Consider the following 19,591-nt stretch of genomic DNA (forward strand, 5'->3'; position numbering starts at 1 on the left):
GTCCAGATCAGCCACCCGCATTCCGAGCGATGTTTTCGTCCTCACGCAGACCTTCCATTTCGGGTTTCTTGAGACCGAGCGGCCTGCTGCGCTCGTACAAAGCCACGCGGCGTTTTCACATCGATCTACGCGGCGCCGCCTTTCGCGACGTTTTCGCCTTCACCATGCGCCACTGGAGCAAGCAGCCGGTCCGGCTCGCGATCATTATGATCGCGGTGCTGGTGGCAACGCTCCTTGACGTTCTGACGCCGCTCTATTCCGGACGGCTCGTAAACGCGGTCGCCCAAGGAGCGGCAGCCGACGCCGTCGTGTGGGATGCGGCTCTTGCGGCCTTTTCAATGTTGATTGCGCTCGCACTCGGCGCCGTCGTCATGCGCAACATCGCCTTCATTGCCGTCAATGACTTCATTCTGAAGATGATGTCGGACATCGCCAGCGACGCGTTCCATCGCGTCCAGCGCTTTTCGACCGATTGGCATGCGAAAACCTTCGCCGGCTCTACGGTGCGCAAGATCACGCGCGGCATGTGGGCGTTCTGCCTCCTTAACGACACGATCCTTCTTGCCTTGTTCCCGTCGCTCATCATGCTCGTGGGGTCGAGCGTTCTGCTCGGCTGGTATTGGCCGATGATGGGGCTGATCATCGCTTGCGGCTCGGTTGGCTATGTGGGGCTGATCATTGTCCTGTCGCTCGGCTATGTGGCGCCAGCCGCAAACCTCGCCAACAACTGGGACACGAGGCTTGGCGGCTCGCTTGCGGACGCGATCAGCTGTAACGCGGTGGTCAAAGGCTTCGGCGCCGAGGTGCGGGAAGATCATCGCTTCGCGAAAGTCATCTCCAAGTGGCGGCACCGCACCCTCCGGACCTGGGTGCGCGGGACGGTCAGTGCTGCATTCCAGGGGATCATGCTTCTTGCGATGAGAGCGGCTTTGATCGGCTATGCCTTATTTTTGTGGTCGCGCGGCCAGACTACCCCAGGTGACATCGCCTTGGTGCTCGGGTCTTTCACCGTCCTATATGGCTACTTGCGTGATGTTTCCATACACGTGCGCAACATCCAGCGCTCTGTAAATGAGATGGAGGAACTGGTCCAAACCTACAGCCAGCCGCCCGACGTGGCCGATGTTCCGGGCGCCAAGCCGATCCGGATCACGAAGGGTCACATCGATTTTGAGAGCGTCCACTTCCACTACGGCGATCATTGGTCGCCCTTCTACAGCGACTTGTCGATTTCGATTGAGGCCGGCGCACGGGTCGGTCTGGTCGGCCCCTCTGGCTCCGGCAAGACCACCTTCGTCAAGCTCATCCAGCGGCTTTACGACCTGGATGCTGGACGAATCTTGATCGATGGGCAGGACATCTCGCGGGTGACGCAGGGCTCGCTGCGCTCCCAGATCGCGATCGTACAGCAGGAGCCCCTCCTGTTCCACCGCTCGCTGGCCGAGAACATAGCCTATGGGCGGCCGGGTGCTTCTCGGTCCGATGTCGAGCAGGCGGCGCGGCTCGCCAGCGCGCATGACTTTATTGCGCGCCTGCCGAACGGCTACGGTACGCTGGTCGGCGAGCGCGGCGTTAAGCTTTCAGGCGGCGAGCGCCAGCGTGTGGCGATAGCGCGCGCCTTCCTCGCCGATGCCCCGATCCTGATTCTGGACGAGGCGACATCAAGCCTCGACTCGGAATCGGAGGTGCTGATCCAGAAGGCGATGGAGCGGCTCATGGTCGGGCGCACCACGCTCGTCATTGCGCACCGGCTTTCGACGGTGCGGGCACTCGACCGGCTGCTTGTCTTCGACCGTGGTTGCATCACCGAGCAGGGCGACCATGCCGCGCTGATCCGTCGCGACGGCATCTACCGCCGCCTGTTCGAGCGGCAGGCCTTGGAACTGACAAAGGGGGGGTGGGATGAGACCAATGTGCAACGCGGTTGAACGCGGCGTGAATTCAGCTTGCCTCCCCAGCAATCCTGTCGGACCGGTCCTGAAAAGGCGGCCGCAACCTGTCGTCGGGCTTGTCCAATCCACGACACGCCTGGTGCCGGCCTGTCTTCCTGCCGCGCTCTTGAGCAAACCCATGAATGGGATGAAGACAACTTTTTATGAGCTGCGTCCTGCGTTCCCGGCACGGCGCTTGAGGCTTCCTCCTGAGGCGGCAGCCGCCTCGCGATTATTTAGATCCTGGTTGATGCGATCAATGGAGCGAAGGAAAGCAACGCGCCGGATCCACGCGAGATCCGCCTTCTCTGGCATAGGGGCGTCGCCAAATCGACACCCTCACAATATGCGCTCACCGCCCGCGTCGACGTCGGGAACAAGATCTTGATTGTCGTCTGCGCTCAACCGCTCTTATGCCGAACTCGAAGGATACGGACCTGCGTCTCGCCGCGCGGGATTGCATAAGCTGGCTGCAGCGTCCATCGGCATCACCGGTTCGGCTTCGAGACGTTCCGGAAACCCGCCGAGGCCGGCGCGCCGGCGATGCGCTCGTGGCCATCGAAGCGCGTCCCGACATGGCGCGGGCGTAACGACCGGCTTGCGAGGAAGGGGATCATGTCAGACCTTGCGCTGTTGCAGAAGAAGGTCCGCAAGCTGCAGTCGCGCGCGGGAGCCGCCAAGATGGAATTGCACGACCTTGCCGAGGACCTTCCGGTCAACTGGACCGAGATCGAGGCGGTCGCCTGGAAAGCCTTCGAGGTTTTTGCCGAGTTGGATGCGGCAAAGGAAGAACTCGCAGCGTTGGAGAATTCACAATGACGGGCGCTTTCGTCACCCGCGACGGCTCTCCCTGGACGCCGCACTATCTGACGGCGATCGATGGCGCGACCTGCATCGGCTGCGGCCGCTGCTTCAAGGTCTGCTCGCGCGAGGTCATGCACCTTCATGGCGTCGATGACGCAGGCGAAATCCTCGGCATCTACGCGGGCGAGGACGACGACTTCGACGGCGAGCTCAACCGCATGGTCATGATCGTCGACCATGCCGGCCGCTGCATCGGCTGCGGCGCCTGCGGCCGCGTCTGCCCGAAGAACTGCCAGACCCACCTTGCGGCCGACCAGCTTGCTGCATGAGCTGGGAACAAGACCAGCAGAACGGCGCCACATTCGCCCATCACCGTGGCTGTTTCAGCACCAGCCAATGGCCGCCGACAGACCAGGCGGCGGCGTTCGACCGGCATGTGCTTGCCTGTGTTTTCTACCTCGCGTTCGAGGAGGTCGAGGCCGGCAAGGCGACCGCGACCGAAGCAACCGGCCTTTCGCGTGCCGACCTGCGAGATGTCATGACACGCTATTTCCCGGCTGTTCCCGTCAACGCCTTCGCGCTGGAAAAGCTGACCGATCCCGAGCCGGATATGGAGGAAGGGCTTCTGCGCGGCTTGCTTATTGGGCATGCCAGGCCAGGCGATCCGGCGAGCACCCTCTTCGCCAAGATCATCGCCAGGCGCAGTTTGCGCAATGACCATCTGTGGCAGGACCTTGGCCTTTTCAATCGGGCCGAACTCAGCCGCTTAATGGCCAGGCATTTCCCGGCGCTGGCGGCCGGCAACACCAAAAACATGAAATGGAAGAAGTATTTCTATCGTAAGCTCTGCGAGGCTGAAGGCTTTTCGCTATGCACCGCGCCCAGTTGTCAGGAATGCGGCGATTTCGAAAGCTGTTTTGGCCCGGAGGAAGGCGAAAGCCACTTGGCACGGATCAAGAACGGGCTCGCTTAAGAGCCGCTTTCGTCGCCGCCGCCGACCGGGCTTGATTGGCATCGAAGACGCACGCGCTTTTCCCGGCGACGTCGCGCGGAGGACGGGATGTTCAGCGCCTCACGATATTTCGCAACGGTGCGGCGAGCAATGTCGATCCCGGTTTCCTTGAGCCGGGTGGCAATGTCGTCGTCTGAAAGCACTTCGTTGGGCGATTCCACGGCAACCATCGCCTTGATTTGATGGCGAACAGCTTCGGCGGAGTACGCGTCGCCGCCTTCGGAGGAGCCGATCGCGACAGTGAAAAAATACTTCAGTTCGAACACGCCGCGCGGGGTCAGCATGTACTTGTTCGACGTTACCCGGCTTACCGTCGACTGGTGCACGTTGATCGCATCCGCGACAGTCCTGAGATTGAGAGGCCGCAGGTGGGCGACCCCATGTTCAAAAAAGGCGTCCTGCTGGCGGATGATTTCAGCCGCTACCTTGAGGATCGTCTTGGCGCGCTGATCAAGGCTGCGGATTAGCCAGTTCGCGTTTTGGAGGCATTCGTTGAGAAATGACTGATCTTTCGAATTTTGAGCGCTTAGGCGGGAGACCTGGGCAAAATAGTTTTGGTTCATCAGCAGCCTAGGCAGCGTGTCTGGATTGAGTTCGATTTGCCACCCACCTCCGGGAGAGGGCTGGACCAAGACGTCGGGAATGATCGATTCAGGCCCTCCGGATTGGAATCGGTTTCCGGGCTTGGGATCGAGCGCGCGGATTTCGTGCAACATTTCGAGAAGGTCGTCTTCATCGACACCGCAATGGCGCTTCAATGTTTGAAAATCGCGTCGCGCCAGCGCTTCAAGATTGGCGACCAGCGCTGCCATTGCCGGGTCGAACCTGTCTAGCTGCCGCAATTGTATCTCAAGGCATTCGCTGAGAGTTCGCGCAAAAATACCCGGTGGATCGAACTGCTGCAAGGTTCCGAGAACCCGTTCCACAACAGCCTCCCGGACATTCAGGCTGCGGGCCAGTTCCGAAAGGTTCACCGGAAGGTATCCGGTGTCTTCCAGATGACCGGCAAGCTCGCCAGCTATTCGCCGCTCCAGCGGCGCGAATGCGCTGAGAGCGATCTGACGAGCGACATGGTCGTGCAATGTTTCGATGGACGTCCAGGAATCTTCGAACGCATGGTTTCCCCCCGGTTGGACATTGTTTTTGCCGCGGATTGATTTCCACTGCGAGGCCCGATCCGATATTCCGCCCGTGGTCGGCCCGATGCGCGGGTTCCCGGCCGAAATCGACGGAATGTCCTTCGGCGCCCGGTTTGAGGCCCGTTCCAGAAAGGGGTTCTTCTCGATTTCCTGCTCGACGAACTGATGCAGTTCGGGATGCGCCAGTTGCAACAGGCGAATGGATTCCATCATTTGCGGCGTCAAAACCAACGATTGCTTCTGACGCTGAAGCAGGCTTGCTGAGGACTCCATGGCTAGCGTGAAACTCCTACCGAGCGACCCTTCGCCTTGTGCAAGGGGATTTTCGAGACGTTGACTCGTCTAGATCATGCAGCCGTCACGGCTTTGGCGGCTCTCAACGTTTCAAGGACGTTCTGCGGCGACGATACGCCATAGGGATCGGCCTCGCAGTTGTCGCAGAAACCGTCCTCCTCGAAGCACTGCTCCACTACGCCATTGTTGATCACGGCAGCGTAGCGCCAGGAGCGCATGCCGAAGCCGAGATTGTCCTTGGCAACCAGCATGCCCATCTTGCGGGTGAACTCGCCCGAGCCGTCTGGGATGAGCTGGACTTTCTGCAGCCCCAGGGCCTTGCCCCAGGCATTCATGACGAAGGCATCGTTGACGGAAACGCAGTAGATCGCGTCTATTCCCTCCTTCTCGAACTCGTCGTAGAGCATTTCGAAATCGGGCAACTGCAAGGTCGAGCAGGTCGGGGTGAAGGCACCGGGCAGCGAGAACAGGATGATGCGCTTGCCGCGGAAATAGTCGTCGGATGTCTTGTCTTCCCAGCGGTACGGGTTTGGCCCCTCGATGGAGTCATCGCGAACACGCGTGCGAAAGGTGACGAAAGGAACCTTTTTTTTGACGGTCATCAATGTGCTCCTGGAGGAAAACTGGTGCGCTGCTTTTTCGGTTGAAACTGACACGGCATCGACCTCGGCCGGCAATTCGGCCGGGCGCCGCGCGTTTTGTGTCGTCCTTGGATCAGCCATGGCAAAACCGCTCGCAAGCACGGGCGTCTGAAGAAACGAGCTCTCGATTTGCCGCGGCAACGAGAACGGTACGCGCTTGTACGGGGCGTCGCGATGTCAGCAATGGTCTTACTCCTGGCCACCTTGTGATGGGTTCTGCCGAGTACGACGCAAGCGCCATGCCATTTGATTTTAGGCTTGGGTTCACACTGTCTTTTGCAGCGACCCTCTTTGCCTTGAGCGGCCAGAACCATGCCTTCGCCGAGACCGAGCGCGCCCATAATCACCAGATCGTGGGCTCTGGGCGGAGGGCATCCCCTTTATGGGTATCAAGCCGCGACCCTCTTTGTCCGAAGCTGGACAAAAATGTCGGAAGTCGGACCGGAGGGTCGCCGGGTCCGGGTCGCCGGCGCGGCGAACACGTGGCTCGTATTCGAAGCGAAAATCTGGGCTCAAACTCGGAACGAGGGACAGGAGTCGATCGGGGTTAACCTGACGAGGGTCCCTATGGCCTCCGTTCTCAGGATTGAGACGGCTGACAGGCCCACGCGCTTCGCCCTATCGACGCTCGCGAGACCGCTTCGAAATCGACAACGGGTACAAAAAAGCCAGCACGTCCATTAGCAAGCTGGCCATGTGATCTTTCTGAACCGCGCTTGCGTGAGGCGGGCACGGTCCCAAGGTGATGGAAAAAGCCGCCTTGTGCTCTCGGAGCATTTTGAAGCTGCCGCGACTTTGCTGTCGGGTTTGTCATGTCCGGGACAGCCAGGCTTGCGGCTGCGCATTCGTTCAAGCTGTTGAATAATATGTAGAAAATCTCCTGCAGGGCTCTTTCCGCGCCGTTGGCACGACTTTTGAAGCTCTCATGTGAGACGGCAGGAGATACCGACTGGCGTCCATTCGTGAGTGATATCGCGCTCAATGCAATGAAGGAAGACGACATGTCAGGTCAGCGTCAGTTCAGATTCTATCCGAAACGGGCATTGCCCGCGGAATGCAATATCGACCGGCGTGACTGGCGTCACCGTCACAACCGCCCGGCACCGGCCAATGGCCACCGATCGATCTGCAGATACGGTTCGACCAGAATGTGCTTGCTCCTGCCCTCTCGCCGGCGCTTGAGGAGACCGGCGAGCACTTCGGCGGCCAACCGGTCTTTCGCGTGCCGCGCTGCGGATATCCTCGCAGAGATGATCGACCCCGAACCGCTGTGGAGCAAGAGCTTCATTCCGGTTCGCCGTTCGAAGCTGGAAAACGCCGGGTCTCCGACGATTTCGCTCGTCGGCTCTCTAGATGACCAAGATGCCATGGTGCGCGGCCTGGTTAGTGGTTAGACGGCAGGAGAAATGCAATGGCGATCAACCCGGTCCCAGATCATGTCCCGCCCGAAATGGTGAGAGACTTCAGCCTGTTCACATCGCCAGGCATGCCACCAACGCCCAACGGGGATCCACACGCAGCCGTCGCTTGCGCCCATGACGGGCCTCCGATCTTCTATTCCCCCTACAACACGCAAGATGGCCGGGGCACCTGGGTCATCACCCGCGCCGCAGATCAGCGTAAGGTGCTGCAGGACACTGAAACTTTTTCCAGCCATCGCAGCATCTTCTCCTCCATACTGGGCGAAACCTGGCCGACGATCCCGCTTGAGCTCGATCCACCGGCCCATGGCGCATTTCGCTCACTGCTCAGTCCGCTGCTTTCGCCCAAGCGGGTGACGGCACTGGAACCGGCTGTCCGTGAGCGAGCGATAGCCCTGATCGACCGGATCACCGCATCGGCCACGAGCTGCGACGTCATGAAGGATTTTGCCTTTCCGTTCACTGTCAGCATCTTCCTTCGGTTTCTGGGGTTGCCGGATCAGGGACTCGATACATTTGTCGGCTGGGCGAAAGATCTGCTCCACGGCGACGATGTGGAACGACCTGTGGCTGCCCGCAAGATTGTGGCCTTCATCGATGAACTTGCAACCAATCGCCGCAAGGATCCGGTCGACGATCTCATGACCTTCATCGTGCAGGCACAGATCGAGGGCCGCCGGCTAACCGACGGGGAGATCCGTGGCATCGGCGTGCTTGTGTTCGTCGCGGGACTTGACACTGTCGCAGCAGCTATTGGCTTTGACCTGGCTTATCTAGCGCGCAACCTCAAGGATCAGGAACTGCTGCGCAGCGAACCGGCCCGCATCCTGCTCGCAACCGAAGAGTTGCTGCGGGCCTATCCGCCCATTCAGTTGATCCGCGTGGCTACGAAAGATATCGACTTCGAAGGCGCGCCGATCCGAAAGGGGGACTATGTTTCGTGCGCCACGATGATTGCAAATCGCGACCCGGAGGAATTCGAATCCCCCAACACGGTCGATCTGGCGCGAGATCACAACCGCCACGCCGCCTTTGGCTATGGTCCCCACCGTTGCCTTGGCTCACACCTTGCCCGGCGCGAGATTGTCATTGGCCTGGAGGAATGGCTGGCGCGCATACCGACCTTCCGGATCAAGGAGGGTACAGCGCCCATCACCTGTGGCGGCCATGTGTTCGGGATCGAAAATCTGATCCTGGACTGGTCATGACCATCGCCGAGCCATGCCAAGACAATGGAGGCAGCGCTATGCGCATTATCGTCCACAATGCCAAATGCCAGGGTCACGCGCGATGCTGGGCGCAAGCGCCGGACATCTTCAAGCTTGATGACGATGGCTACATCCTGCCCGGTGACATTCAGGTTGCGGAGGGGGAGCAACTGCTTGCGTCACAAGGCGCGCGATCCTGCCCCGAACGTGCGCTGGAAGTCGATCGCACCTCGGCAGCGCGGTTCGAACCAGCCGCCATGCAACCAAGAACTGGGGAAGCTTAGGTGGAATCGACGAGACGTGGCCCCACACCGCAAAGCAAGATGTCCGGCCGCTTCCCTGCCAACCTCCTCTCCGGCATCGAGACCTCAATGACACGCACGCGACACGTGAAGTTCGTCTCCGTTCTGGCTTCTTCAGTTGCCGATCGGTTCGACCTTGCACGCACCTAGAGGCACGAAACGCCTCTTCCAATCTCAAATTTGCGACAGAGCGATGGGCCAGGCAAAAATCACCGAACTGCGCGACCGCGAGGCGATCCGCGACTGCCTTTATCGGTACTGCCGCGGCATAGACCGCGCGGATGAGGCTGCGCTGCGCAGTGCATATTGGCCCGATGCGCATGACAATCACGGTGCCTATCGCGGCTCAGCCGAGGGCTTCTTTGAGTTTGCGCTTGGTCTCTTCAAAACCGGACCGCGCTTAATCCACCAGATCACGAACGTCTTGATCGAATTCATCGACCCGTCGGAGGCCGTGGTCGAAAGCTATTTCACCGCGCTGCAACGCGGACCAGACAATGACGGAGAAGCACGCCAGGTGCTTCTCTGCGGCCGTTACTGCGATCTTTTTCAGAAGAAGGAAGGGGCGTGGCGCATTGCCGAACGGACCGTCGTTTACGATTGGCTCGAAGAGCAGACCCCACCAGCGGTCCCCGAGGCAGAACGGTTCGGCTTGCGGCAACCGATCGGAGCAGCGCATCCCAATGACCCGGTTTACGCGCTCAGGAAGCGCCGCAGCTCGTCATCAAAATGAAAATGCCATGCATGTCACCACAATGCTTTCCAAGGCTCCCAATTGCGGAGCCGCGTCGCGGGAGCGGTCGCGGAACGCAACACGTCTACCCGGTATGGAAACTCGCCGTCACCAGGACGTCCGCGACCGGTCTTGCGGCTGACTCGCGTCGATATCTCTGACGCTGGCTGCGGAGAGGTTCATATGAAGCAGGCAGGACGGGTCGTCATCATAACGGGAGCGGCAGGCGGAATCGGCCGTGCGCTGGTCGAGATCGTTGCCGCCGATGGAGACATCGTCGTTGCGGTGGACCTTCCTGGCAGCGGCGTTCTTGAACTGGCCGGCGGTCTCGGCCATCCGCATCTGGGCCTCGAATGCGATGTCTCACGAGAAGAGGACATTGTCGCCCTATACGGCCGCATCGAAGCGCAGTTCGCGAAAATCGATGTTCTCGTCAACAACGCGGCGATAGGACCCGCCATGGCTGCGACTATCGACACCGGTTTCGAGGCCTTCCGACGCGTGCTGGCAACAAATCTGATCGGGCCTTTCATCATGGCCGGCGAAGCGGCGAGGCGCATGCAGCCCGGCGCTGCCATTGTCAACGTCGCTTCGCTGGCGGGCGTGCTCGGCAATCCCAAGCGCAACGCCTATGCCAGCTCGAAGGCAGGCTTGATCGCTCTCACGAGATCGCTTGCATGCGAGTGGGCCTCGCGCGGCATCCGCGTAACGGCGGTAGCGCCAGGATACGTGCGCACGCCGATGGTGGCGGAACTGGAACGTGCGGGCAAGATGGACCTCGCGGCCGTGCGCCGCCGCGTGCCCATGGGGCGAATGGCGCGCCCCGACGAGATCGCTCGGGCCGTGCGTTTTTTGGCCAGCGCACAGACGGGCTACATCACAGGATCGGTGCTGACGGTCGACGGCGGTTGGATGTCGTTCAACCAGCCGGGCGACGCGCACCCGCCGGTCGACGAGACGCCTCGAGCCGAACTCTTCCGGCCGGCCGAACGAACTGGCGCGCGCACAGTGGTCGTGACGGGCGGCGCGAACGGTATAGGCGCCGCCGTCGTTCGCCGCTTTGCCGCGAACTCCGACACAGTCGTGATTGCTGATAAAGATGGTGCTGGGGCGGCAGAACTCGCTGATTTGCTGGGCGGCAGGCACGTGGCGAAATCCGTCGACTTGGCGGTCGAGAGCGACCTGGTGGCGCTGTTCGAGGAAATACGGGGGCGCTTCGGTCGCATCGAGGTCCTCGCCAACTGTGCTGCTATTGCCGATACGTTTGTGCGAGGGATCGAAATCCCGCAACAGATCGAGCGGGTGCTGGACGTCAATCTCACCGGCACCTTCACCTGCGCGCGCGAGGCGATCAAGTCGATGGACGCCGGCGGCGTAATCCTCAATCTTGGATCGATCAATAGTTTCCTGCCCTTCGTGCCGCGCCATGCCTATGGGGCGTCCAGGGCGGGTATGAACATTCTGACCCGGTGCATGGCGGCCGAACTCGGGTCGGTCGGCATCCGAACGGCCACCGTCGCTCTTGGCTATATCCGTACGCCTGACATTGCTCAGTTGGTCGAGTCCGGCTGCATCGATTCCGTAGCGATCAAACGGCGCATCCCGATGGGGCGGATGGGAGAGCCCGAAGACGTCGCCGAGGCAGTGTTCTTTCTGGCCTCGCCTGATGCCTCATACGTAAACGGCTCGACCCTCTACGTGGACGGCGGCTTGACCTCGTTGGCTGACGCGCGAAACGCCCAGCCAACCGATCAAGAAAATCCAACGGAATGTTCGCCGGCGACGGGTTGCGGTTCGTCGAAGCCGACGAGGTTCGAGGATTGAGACTGCGGCTGCATGGAACGTGCCAAGCGCGGCTTGCCAAGTGATCGTCTTCATCGGTGACGGAAAACTCGTCATCAGGGTCGAATGACTAGCCAGGTTTTGGCGCTTGCCTGCGGCCGCCGAACGATAAGCGGCTTTGCGCAAGATCGTCGACTACGTCGTCGCCAGGCCGCATCGATACCGCGACCCACCCGCAATCGGCACAAGTCGAAGGCTTGATTGGCCACTTTGTGTAAACGAGGGACACGCCATGGAATTCGCGACGTTCATCTTGGCGGCCCAGCGAGGCTATCATCAATCGTGCGACAGCGTCATCGGTAACTCCATTGAACAGACAATCGCTTCGGAGCAGGCTGGCTTCAACACCGCTTGGTTCGCCGAGCACCACTTCAACAATTACAGCCTGGTTCCCTCGCCCTTGATGATGGTGGCGCACTGTGCTGGCCTTACGAGCACCATTCGCCTTGGCACCGGTGTGTGTGTGCTGCCGCTATATCAACCGCAGCGCCTGCTCTCCGAGATCGGCTTTGCCGAGATCGTTTCGAACGGCCGCCTCGAACTCGGCGTCGGCTCGGGATACCAGCAGTTCGAGTTCGAGCGCTTCGGCGTCGATGTCGATCAGGCGCCGGCCGTGTTTGCGGAATACCTGGATATCCTTCTCAAGGGCCTTAACCAGAAGGTCTTCGAGCACAATGGCCAGTATGAGAAGATACCTTTAACGGCGATTTCGCTGCGCACCATCCAAAGGCCAGCCCCACCGATCTGGATCGCCTGCGGGTCCGCGCGAAGCATGTGCCGGGCCTATCGTGAGGGCCACAATCTTTTCGTCACGGCGTTCCACAACGGCTTGGAAAACTTAAGAACGCTGCGTGAGACCATCGAGGCAGCAGCGGCCTCGCGGGGTAAGGATGTCACCGCCGCCAAGATAGGGCTTCTGCGCTGCTGCTATGCCAGCGACGATCAGGCGGAGATCGACAGCTATCTCGACAACGCCCGCTTCCAGCGCCGGCTATCTGAAGCACTTCATCAGCGCCGCCAGCAGAGCCGGGACGGCTATCTGCTGCAGGAAACACCGACGCAGCAGGATCTGTCGTTCGAGACCATGCGCCAGAACCTGCCGATCGGCAGCGTAAGTCGCGTCATCGATCGCCTGCTGGAAGAGATAAGTATCCTGAAGCCGGACCAGATCGCAATTCAGACCCAATTGGGAGATTTCGACCAAAAGACGATGCTACGCCAGATTGAGCTCTGGGGAGACAAGATCATCCCATCGATCAACAAGTCGCTTGGTTAGGTCAAGGCTTGAAGTTCGGAACGGCCACTGGGGGAGCTGAAATCTCGCATGCCGATGCTCGACACTTCGTCCATGAGGCATGGATAAATAATCAAGCCGACCGGCGATCACCGGGATCGAAGACCAACGTCGTCCGTCCTTGCCTGCACGGACCGCCGGTCTTCCGCTCCCTGTCCATCTCGCTTGAGACCGTTGATCGGCAGCCTCGGAACGGCCGCCATGGCGTAGACGAATAGCCACTCCCGCTACCCCTCTTGTGTCCGAAGTTGGACGTGGATGTCGGAAGCCCGACAAATGTCGAGAGGGGACCTGGCCCGCCGGTATGGAGAACTGGTGCGGCGCAGGTGGTTCGCCAATTCGGCACGCGCCTTGCTTCATTGATTCTGTATGTGTGCACGACAGTGGCAGATCGCCGATCGGTGGGCAGAGCGGTTCGCCTCTGAAAGTACTTCGTCGGCAGCAATGACAGGCTTGTCGGCTGGACAGCGTCGGTGGAGGTGAGACCGTATGGTGGAGAGGCAGTCTGGTGCGCAGACGCGAGAGAGCTTGCGCCGAATGATCGCGTCCAGTGAACTCGCCTTCGCAATGGAGGCTCATGACGGCCTTTCGGCGGCGATTGCCGAGCGCGCTGGCTTCAAGGCGCTCTGGGCGTCCGGCCTCTCGATTTCATCCAGTCTCGGATATCGAGATGCGAACGAAGCTTCCTGGTCCCAACTCGTCGATGTCGTTGAGCGAATTTCCGACACGGTGGACATTCCAGTCCTCGTCGACGGGGACAGCGGGTTCGGGAACTTCAACAATGCCCGTTTGGTCGCCCGCAAGCTGCGCCAACATGGCGCGAGCGGCATATGTATCGAGGACACGGCGTTCCCGAAAATGAACTCGTTCATCGGTGATCGGCACCCGTTGGCCGATATTCCCGAGTTCTGCGGCCGGCTTAAGGCGGTGAAGGACCAAGTGCCGGATGCGGAGTTCGTTCTGGTCGCCCGGATCGAGGCGCTCATCGCCGGCCGCGGAGAGGATGAGGCGCTGGCGCGAGCACAAGCCTACGCTGAGGCCGGCGCCGATGCTATTCTGATTCATTCCCGCAAGTCCAACGCTGAGCAGATTTTCGCCTTCACGCGCGCCTGGCAGAACCGCCTTCCGGTCGTGATCGTGCCTACGAAATATTACCGCACACCGGTCTCCGCGTATCGGGCGGCCGGAATCTCCACGGTCATATGGGCGAACCACAACATGCGCGCGGCGATCTCGGCCATGCGCCAGGTCTGCGACCGCATCCTCCGCGAAGAAAGTACCGCCGGTATCGAGGACGAGGTGGCGACGCTCGACGAACTCTTCGATCTGCTCAATTACCAGGAACTCTCAGCGGCGGAAGAGAAATATCTGCCGCAGACGGCGACCGGCGTGCGGTAGCAGGCCCAGCCCGTCTTTGAAAGCAAACGAAAACGGGAGCGCACATGCTTGCGCATCGGACAAACCTGTTCGGTACATCGGGTACCGCCGCGGCGCGCGCTGCCGCAAAAGCGGCGGCCGATGCTGGCAAGGAGATCATCGATCTGACCGCCGGCGAGATCTGGAGCGAGCTTGCTCCCACGATTCGCGACGGCGCGATCGACGCCATCAATAAGGGCGTCAATCGCTATACCGATACGGTTGGCATGGTGGAGCTGCGCGAGGCACTGGCGCGGAAGATCTCCCTCGATACCGGACAGATCTGGAAGGCCGAGGAAGTTGCCGTGACGTCCGGAGCGAAGCAGGCCTTGTTCAATGCCGCAATGGTGCTGCTGAACCCGGGCGACGAGGTCATCATCCCGGCGCCTTACTGGACAACGTTTCCGGCCCAGGTACTAATCGCCGGCGGGACACCAGTCTTCGTCGACACCAAATCCAACGGTTACGTCCCGCGCCCCGAGCACATCAAGGACGCAGTCACCGAGCGCACGCGGGCGATCGTCATCAACACGCCCAGCAATCCGGCCGGTGCGGTCTACGATGTTGAGACCCTGATGGCCATCGCTCAATTGGCGGTCAGCCGCAACCTGTGGATCATTTTCGACGAGTGCTATGGCGACTTCGTGCACGGGGGTCATACCCACCATCCGATCGTCTCGGTCGCTCCCGAAATTCGAGCACGCGCGCTGATCGTCAATTCCTTCAGCAAATCTCTGGCATTGACCGGCTGGCGCATCGGTTATCTGGCGGGTCCAAAAGAGGTGATCAATGCCGTCAAGGCCCTGCAATCGCACACTACCTCGAATCCAAACGTAATTGCCCAGCACGCGGTACTCGCCCATTTGCAACGGGGCGGCTCGGACTATGAAAGCAAGCTGCGTTCACGCCTGACAAGCGCCAGACGGGTGGGTCTTGACGTGCTTGCTTCGTTGACGCGTGTCCCGGTCGCCAGGGCGCAAGGCGGCTTCTATTTCTATCTCGACCTTTCCCGTCTGCTGCGACCGGGATCGGAAGACGGCACCTCAACGACAGCCGACGATATCGTGACGGCTCTGCTTGCCGAAGCTGGCGTCGCAGCGGTGTCGGGCACCGCGTTCGGTGACCCCGCCGGCCTGCGCCTGTCCTATGGAATTCCACCTGAAAAACTCGCGACCGGCCTGGCCCGGCTCGTCGAATTCCTCAACGCCTGGAAATGACACCGCAACAAAACGAAAGAGGTGAATGAGATGCCTCCCGCTGCTCCCAGGAAAGCCGTCATTCTCGCTGCCGGCTTCGGCTCCCGCCTGCGTCCGCTGACCGATCTGTGTCCCAAGCCCCTCGTCGAAGTCAACGGCACACCGATACTTCACAATGCACTGTGGAACCTTCAGACGGTGGGAGTTGAAGAGGTGACGATTGTTGTCGGCTATCGCAAGGATGCCATTCGCCATGCGTGTGGCGAACGCTTCGGCAGACTTGACATCAACTATGTCGAGTCCTCGGTCTTCGACAAGACAGGGAGCGCGTACTCGCTCTGGCTGGCACGCGACACGCTTCTTTCCGGCGACTGTTATCTCCTCGAAGGTGACGTCTTCTTCGAAGAAGATGCACTGCGCCACCTGATCAGGGTCGAGGCGCCCAATGCCGCTGCGGTCGCGCCCTTCGATCCATCCATGGAAGGATCCGCGGCCGTCCTTTCCAGCGACGGCGTCATATCCGAAGTCCGGTTGAAGCAGACGGCGGCAAATCTGGCATCAGGCACCCCGGTGCTCTTCAAGATGATGAACCTCATCCGGTTCTCTGGCGCCGAACTCCAAACGGTGATCGTCCCGGTCCTCCACGACCTGATCGGCTCGGGCGCAATCAAAGCCTATACCGAGGAGCTGCTCGCGCATCTCATCGAGCAGCGCGGACTGCAACTCGCCGCGGCGCGATGTGACGATTTGCGATGGTACGAGATCGACAGTGAACAGGACCTGCGGGTGGCGGAAAGGATTTTCGCCCTCGAGCGACCTCACAGACATAGTGCCGACGCGCCGGCCGCCGTGGCGGGGGTAGGAGGATGATCCGCTATCTGTTCGACGCTGCAAATGCCATTACAGCCCTTGGGCTGATATTGGCCACCACGGCGATCTACTTTGCTTTGATCGGGCGCTTCGAGATTGGCATCTGTTTCGGCTTGTGGGCTCTTTTGGCAGATGATGCCGACGGCATGGTCGCGAAGAGTTCCCCGAACCGGTCCGCTTTGATGGCACAGCTGGGTGGCGCGTTGGACGGGCTGCTTGATTTGGTCTACGCAGCCGTCTTTCCAGCGGTTCTGATTTTGTCCTTCAACGCGTTCTCCGTTCTCGCATTGTTGGCTGCCAACTGCCTCATCCTGTCAGGGGCTCTGCGCCTCAGCTATTTTTCGACGTTCGGACTGGACGCTGACGGATTCGGCAGAGGATTGCCGTTGAACAATAATCTCTTCGTGTTGGCGTTCCTCTTCGTCGCCGACCATCACTTGCCGGTGCAAGGCCTGGGCAACCTATTGATCGGTGCAGGGTTTGTGCTGTCGGTCCTGCATCTTTCAAACTTCAAATTTCCGGGTACCGGCAGTGCATTGCGCTTGGGCAACCTTACACTCGCCGCAGCCGGATCTGTCGCCTTGCTCACAGCGTGAATCAGTTTGTAGCCATAGGGAAGAGAATACATGGAAAGCTCTTTCGAGGTCGAAACTCGCACCGTCTTTGATCGCTACCAGCGCCAGCAGGAGAACGATGACCACATATTCGACAGGTTGGTCTCTCTAATCGAGGAGGAATATTTCGGCCTGCCAACCGGTAGCTTCCGCGGCCTTGATGTCCTGGATGCGGGCTGCGGCTCCAACGCGAATGCGTCCTATGCGTTTCTCGACAAGGGGGCACGAAACGTTGTTTCGCTTGAATTGAGCAATGATTGGATGGATTGCGCGCGCAAACGGCTCAGCCGATTTGGGCCGCGCTCGGAACTGGTCGCTGGCAGTGTGCTCGATCTGCCGTTTGACGACTTCAGTTTCGATTTTGTCCATTGCGCAGGGGTTTTGCCGCACACCAGCAATCCGAAAAAAGGCTTTGAAGAGCTTGCCCGTGTAACCCGCCCCGGCGGCAGCTTCTTTTTGACGATTATGGGTACCGCCAACGGCGTCATTTACCGATGCATCAATCACTTGCGAGAACTCTACCAAAGCGACGAACAATTCCGCAGTTCCATTGACAATCTGGATGCATCCACCGCACGCGAAGCCATCAACTGGCTGTTGCGAATAAAGGACGGCGAAGAGAAAGAATATATACCCGGCGAAAACGAATTCTTTCGGAGTCTTTTTGACGATGATTTGTTCGTGACGATCCGGGATCGTTTCCAGGCGCCGACCTATCACGGGTTCGCATTCACAGAGGTGCAAATCCGAGGCTGGTATGGCGAGTGCGGCTTCGAGAAGATCCGCAGGATCTCAAGGTATACAAAAAATTTCCATAATCTTCGGCGCTTTCTCGCTCCGATGTACCGTCATTATGACCACCCGCTGGCCCGCTTCTGGTTCGGCGATGGCTGCATCCAGATGATCGGCGAAAAGCCGAGCACGTAGTTGGCGTTATTCGTGCCAAGAGAGCGACCCCAATGTGCGGAATCTTTGGGATAGTCCTCAAAAACGAGGGAACACCCGTTTGTGCTGAGGCCGTTGAGCGTTGCGCTGAGGCTCTCGCTCATCGCGGGCCTGATGCCAGCGGCCTATACATTGATCAATCGGTCGCATTCGCGCATCGACGGCTATCGATTGTCGACGCTCATTCTCGCGCCAATCAGCCCTATCGCGATGACAATACCGGAGTTGTGGTGACGTACAACGGCGAGATATTCAACTATCGGGAAATTAGAGCTGAATTGAGGGATATGGGTTTTTCCTTTTCGACGGTGTCCGACACCGAGGTTCTAATTCTTAGCTATATTGCTTGGGGAAAGTCATTCTTAAACCGCCTTGACGGGATGTTTGCCTTCGCGCTTTTCGATCCCCGGAACTCGCTTGCTCTCATCGCCCGAGATCGTTTGGGGGTAAAACCCCTTTACTACACGATCTGCGATGTTGGCCTTCTCTTTGCGTCGCAGCCGAACGCTCTCATTCGCTGGCCGGGCGTCATGCGCGGACCCGACATCATCGGCGCGCTCAGTTTTCTTTCCTATCGCGCGGTTGTCGGTGCCAGGACGCTGTTCGCCGGGATCTCCAAGTTAGAGCCCGGCCATCTCCTCGCAATAAGGAACGGGCGACACACGTCCGAACGTTGGTGGAATCTGTCGGAGCGCATTTCGCGATCGAAGCCGGACTATTCCGACATAAGGAGACTATTTGGAAGCGCCGTCGAACGTCAGCTGGTGTCTGACGTACCGGTCGCCGCATTGTTGTCCGGTGGACTTGACTCGAGCATCCTCGCCTATGAGGCGTCCACCCGCTCCCAAATCCGTCCGATCTGCTATACCGGCAAGGTCGAGACCGCCGATTATGACGAGACGGCCTATGCGATGGAGGTCGCCGCAGAATTTGGGCTCACTCACCGGGTCGTCCCAATTGGAGAACCTTCCGATATCTACGCTGTGTCAGAGCTGGTTCGCCTGCGCGGACATCCGCTTGGGATGCATAACGAAATCGCAATGTTTACGCTCGCAAAGGCGATTTCGAAGGAGCATAAGGTCGTCCTCACCGGCGAGGGGGCCGATGAGATTTTTGCTGGCTACAGCCGATTGTTCCGTACGCCGTATGATTACAATCGAAGCAAGATCATCGCCGCATTACCACGTGCTCTTGCCCAGGTCGCACGCCGGCGCCTCGGACTCGACGTCCATGGCAGTCAATTGCAGTTCTTCCTGGCGCGTTACAGCTACTTCCCGACCGATGAAATCCGCTCGCTTGTCATCGATGGGCGGGTACGAAGGGAGCACGAGATGGCTCTGTTCGATCACTTCTCGACTCAATTTGCAGAGGCCGGCGGAGATTTCTTTAGCAAGATCTCATATGTTCTCGTCTCTACGCATTTGCCCGCATTGCTGGAAATGGTTGACAACACCACAATGGCAGCTGGGCTTGAAGCTCGCGTTCCTTATACCGATCACCAGCTCGTTACCGCCGCAATGGCGATGCCCGGCTCACAGCGGTTGAGGTGGAGGTCTCCAATCGCTTCGGTCCAGGCACTGTGGCATCCGGTTGCTTCCTTCAGCGAACGTCTCGATGTCTCAAAATTCCCCTTAAGAAGGGAATACCGGAGCGTCTTGCCCAGATCTGTTCTATCTCGCAAAAAGATGGGATTTCCGCTGCCACTGGGTCAGTGGGCCGTTGGCGAGGGAGCAACGGAATATCGAAGGCTGCTATTTGATAAGGACTCTCCACTGGGAGATTTGTTCGATCCTGCTGCTTTGCGGCGTTGGTTCGAGGCCGGACGACGAAATCCTTCAGACTCGTTTGGTCGGAAGTTCTGGCTGTTGGCCAACCTTGGGATATTCTTCAAAGAGGTATTCTCATGACGAATATGCGAGCCCGCAGGCG

Annotated in this window: 18 protein-coding genes; 16 read left to right on the forward strand and 2 right to left on the reverse strand. The window is 59.6% G+C overall.

Translation table 11 applies throughout. The annotated features are described in order from the left end of the window. Positions 1 to 29 precede the first annotated feature (29 nt). From Amn_RS05380 to Amn_RS05395, 4 genes are all read left to right on the forward strand, one after another. Entirely contained in the window at positions 30 to 1,928 is a 1,899-nt protein-coding gene (locus Amn_RS05380; RefSeq protein WP_286297862.1) for an ABC transporter ATP-binding protein, read from the forward strand. Between the two features lie 618 nt (positions 1,929 to 2,546). Further along, the gene (locus tag Amn_RS05385) at positions 2,547 to 2,750 is read left to right on the forward strand and encodes a CCE_0567 family metalloprotein (protein ID WP_027033180.1); all 204 of its coding nucleotides are present in this window, start codon (positions 2,547 to 2,549) and stop codon (positions 2,748 to 2,750) included. Further along, the gene (fdxB, locus tag Amn_RS05390; protein WP_286295060.1) at positions 2,747 to 3,064 is read left to right on the forward strand and encodes a ferredoxin III, nif-specific; all 318 of its coding nucleotides are present in this window, start codon (positions 2,747 to 2,749) and stop codon (positions 3,062 to 3,064) included. The genes Amn_RS05385 and fdxB overlap by 4 nt, the downstream gene beginning before the upstream one ends. After that, positions 3,061 to 3,708 (forward strand): nitrogen fixation protein NifQ, encoded by a 648-nt coding sequence (locus Amn_RS05395; RefSeq protein ID WP_010913578.1) that lies wholly within the window; start codon positions 3,061 to 3,063, stop codon positions 3,706 to 3,708. The genes fdxB and Amn_RS05395 overlap by 4 nt, the downstream gene beginning before the upstream one ends. On the opposite strand, the gene rpoN is transcribed toward Amn_RS05395, so the two are convergent. Both rpoN and Amn_RS05405 read right to left on the reverse strand, forming a co-directional pair. Then, positions 3,705 to 5,159 carry an RNA polymerase factor sigma-54 gene (gene rpoN, locus Amn_RS05400; protein ID WP_096453603.1) on the reverse strand — a complete coding sequence of 485 codons (1,455 nt, stop codon included), beginning with the start codon at positions 5,157 to 5,159 and terminating at the stop codon, positions 3,705 to 3,707. The genes Amn_RS05395 and rpoN overlap by 4 nt on opposite strands. Positions 5,160 to 5,233: 74 nt before the next feature. After that, complete coding sequence (locus Amn_RS05405) at positions 5,234 to 5,782, reverse strand: peroxiredoxin (protein WP_096458527.1); 549 nt, start codon at positions 5,780 to 5,782, stop codon at positions 5,234 to 5,236. A gap of 1,001 nt (positions 5,783 to 6,783) precedes the next feature. On the opposite strand from Amn_RS05405, the gene Amn_RS05410 reads away from it, so the two are divergent. The 12 genes from Amn_RS05410 to asnB all read left to right on the forward strand — a co-directional run bounded on the left by Amn_RS05410 (position 6,784) and on the right by asnB (position 19,569). Beyond that, a complete protein-coding gene (locus Amn_RS05410) occupies positions 6,784 to 7,215 on the forward strand; it encodes a hypothetical protein (RefSeq protein WP_010913581.1) in 432 nt (143 codons plus the stop codon). A 17-nt stretch (positions 7,216 to 7,232) separates the two neighbouring features. Further along, positions 7,233 to 8,450 (forward strand): cytochrome P450, encoded by a 1,218-nt coding sequence (locus Amn_RS05415; RefSeq protein WP_010913582.1) that lies wholly within the window; start codon positions 7,233 to 7,235, stop codon positions 8,448 to 8,450. A gap of 38 nt (positions 8,451 to 8,488) precedes the next feature. Further along, positions 8,489 to 8,734 carry a ferredoxin gene (locus Amn_RS05420; protein WP_027056547.1) on the forward strand — a complete coding sequence of 82 codons (246 nt, stop codon included), beginning with the start codon at positions 8,489 to 8,491 and terminating at the stop codon, positions 8,732 to 8,734. A gap of 211 nt (positions 8,735 to 8,945) precedes the next feature. Next, the gene (locus Amn_RS05425) at positions 8,946 to 9,485 is read left to right on the forward strand and encodes a nuclear transport factor 2 family protein (RefSeq protein ID WP_286295064.1); all 540 of its coding nucleotides are present in this window, start codon (positions 8,946 to 8,948) and stop codon (positions 9,483 to 9,485) included. Between the two features lie 183 nt (positions 9,486 to 9,668). Then, positions 9,669 to 11,309, forward strand: a complete 1,641-nt coding sequence (locus Amn_RS05430; protein WP_286295066.1) for an SDR family oxidoreductase — start codon at positions 9,669 to 9,671, stop codon at positions 11,307 to 11,309. Between the two features lie 250 nt (positions 11,310 to 11,559). Then, positions 11,560 to 12,603: an LLM class flavin-dependent oxidoreductase gene (locus Amn_RS05435; RefSeq protein WP_010913587.1), complete on the forward strand. Its 1,044-nt coding sequence runs from the start codon at positions 11,560 to 11,562 to the stop codon at positions 12,601 to 12,603. A gap of 507 nt (positions 12,604 to 13,110) precedes the next feature. After that, positions 13,111 to 14,019, forward strand: a complete 909-nt coding sequence (aepX, locus tag Amn_RS05440; RefSeq protein ID WP_010913588.1) for a phosphoenolpyruvate mutase — start codon at positions 13,111 to 13,113, stop codon at positions 14,017 to 14,019. Between the two features lie 44 nt (positions 14,020 to 14,063). Continuing rightward, on the forward strand, positions 14,064 to 15,254 hold the full coding sequence (locus tag Amn_RS05445; protein ID WP_286295069.1) for an aminotransferase class I/II-fold pyridoxal phosphate-dependent enzyme: 1,191 nt from the start codon (positions 14,064 to 14,066) through the stop codon (positions 15,252 to 15,254). A gap of 30 nt (positions 15,255 to 15,284) precedes the next feature. Then, positions 15,285 to 16,103 (forward strand): phosphocholine cytidylyltransferase family protein, encoded by an 819-nt coding sequence (locus Amn_RS05450; RefSeq protein WP_286295070.1) that lies wholly within the window; start codon positions 15,285 to 15,287, stop codon positions 16,101 to 16,103. Continuing rightward, positions 16,100 to 16,699, forward strand: coding sequence for a CDP-alcohol phosphatidyltransferase family protein (locus tag Amn_RS05455; RefSeq protein WP_286295071.1), 600 nt, complete (start codon positions 16,100 to 16,102; stop codon positions 16,697 to 16,699). The genes Amn_RS05450 and Amn_RS05455 overlap by 4 nt, the downstream gene beginning before the upstream one ends. A 30-nt stretch (positions 16,700 to 16,729) precedes the next feature. Further along, complete coding sequence (locus tag Amn_RS05460; protein WP_202296329.1) at positions 16,730 to 17,644, forward strand: class I SAM-dependent methyltransferase; 915 nt, start codon at positions 16,730 to 16,732, stop codon at positions 17,642 to 17,644. A gap of 32 nt (positions 17,645 to 17,676) precedes the next feature. Then, positions 17,677 to 19,569 carry an asparagine synthase (glutamine-hydrolyzing) gene (asnB, locus tag Amn_RS05465; protein ID WP_202296327.1) on the forward strand — a complete coding sequence of 631 codons (1,893 nt, stop codon included), beginning with the start codon at positions 17,677 to 17,679 and terminating at the stop codon, positions 19,567 to 19,569. Positions 19,570 to 19,591: the final 22 nt, after the last annotated feature.

It is taken from the genome of Aminobacter sp. Y103A (assembly GCF_030294925.1).
Lineage (GTDB): Bacteria > Pseudomonadota > Alphaproteobacteria > Rhizobiales > Rhizobiaceae > Aminobacter > Aminobacter ciceronei.

What these genes read in the sequence shown, in the direction of transcription:
- Amn_RS05380 (WP_286297862.1), top strand. Translation starts at nt 30, where the DNA reads ATGTTTTCGTCCTCACGCAGACCTTCCATTTCGGGTTTCTTGAGACCG.
- Amn_RS05385 (WP_027033180.1), top strand. Translation starts at nt 2,547, where the DNA reads ATGTCAGACCTTGCGCTGTTGCAGAAGAAGGTCCGCAAGCTGCAGTCG.
- fdxB (WP_286295060.1), top strand. Translation starts at nt 2,747, where the DNA reads ATGACGGGCGCTTTCGTCACCCGCGACGGCTCTCCCTGGACGCCGCAC.
- Amn_RS05395 (WP_010913578.1), top strand. Translation starts at nt 3,061, where the DNA reads ATGAGCTGGGAACAAGACCAGCAGAACGGCGCCACATTCGCCCATCAC.
- rpoN (WP_096453603.1), bottom strand. Translation starts at nt 5,159, where the DNA reads ATGGAGTCCTCAGCAAGCCTGCTTCAGCGTCAGAAGCAATCGTTGGTT.
- Amn_RS05405 (WP_096458527.1), bottom strand. Translation starts at nt 5,782, where the DNA reads ATGACCGTCAAAAAAAAGGTTCCTTTCGTCACCTTTCGCACGCGTGTT.
- Amn_RS05415 (WP_010913582.1), top strand. Translation starts at nt 7,233, where the DNA reads ATGGCGATCAACCCGGTCCCAGATCATGTCCCGCCCGAAATGGTGAGA.
- Amn_RS05420 (WP_027056547.1), top strand. Translation starts at nt 8,489, where the DNA reads ATGCGCATTATCGTCCACAATGCCAAATGCCAGGGTCACGCGCGATGC.
- Amn_RS05425 (WP_286295064.1), top strand. Translation starts at nt 8,946, where the DNA reads ATGGGCCAGGCAAAAATCACCGAACTGCGCGACCGCGAGGCGATCCGC.
- Amn_RS05430 (WP_286295066.1), top strand. Translation starts at nt 9,669, where the DNA reads ATGAAGCAGGCAGGACGGGTCGTCATCATAACGGGAGCGGCAGGCGGA.
- Amn_RS05435 (WP_010913587.1), top strand. Translation starts at nt 11,560, where the DNA reads ATGGAATTCGCGACGTTCATCTTGGCGGCCCAGCGAGGCTATCATCAA.
- aepX (WP_010913588.1), top strand. Translation starts at nt 13,111, where the DNA reads ATGGTGGAGAGGCAGTCTGGTGCGCAGACGCGAGAGAGCTTGCGCCGA.
- Amn_RS05445 (WP_286295069.1), top strand. Translation starts at nt 14,064, where the DNA reads ATGCTTGCGCATCGGACAAACCTGTTCGGTACATCGGGTACCGCCGCG.
- Amn_RS05450 (WP_286295070.1), top strand. Translation starts at nt 15,285, where the DNA reads ATGCCTCCCGCTGCTCCCAGGAAAGCCGTCATTCTCGCTGCCGGCTTC.
- Amn_RS05455 (WP_286295071.1), top strand. Translation starts at nt 16,100, where the DNA reads ATGATCCGCTATCTGTTCGACGCTGCAAATGCCATTACAGCCCTTGGG.
- Amn_RS05460 (WP_202296329.1), top strand. Translation starts at nt 16,730, where the DNA reads ATGGAAAGCTCTTTCGAGGTCGAAACTCGCACCGTCTTTGATCGCTAC.
- asnB (WP_202296327.1), top strand. Translation starts at nt 17,677, where the DNA reads ATGTGCGGAATCTTTGGGATAGTCCTCAAAAACGAGGGAACACCCGTT.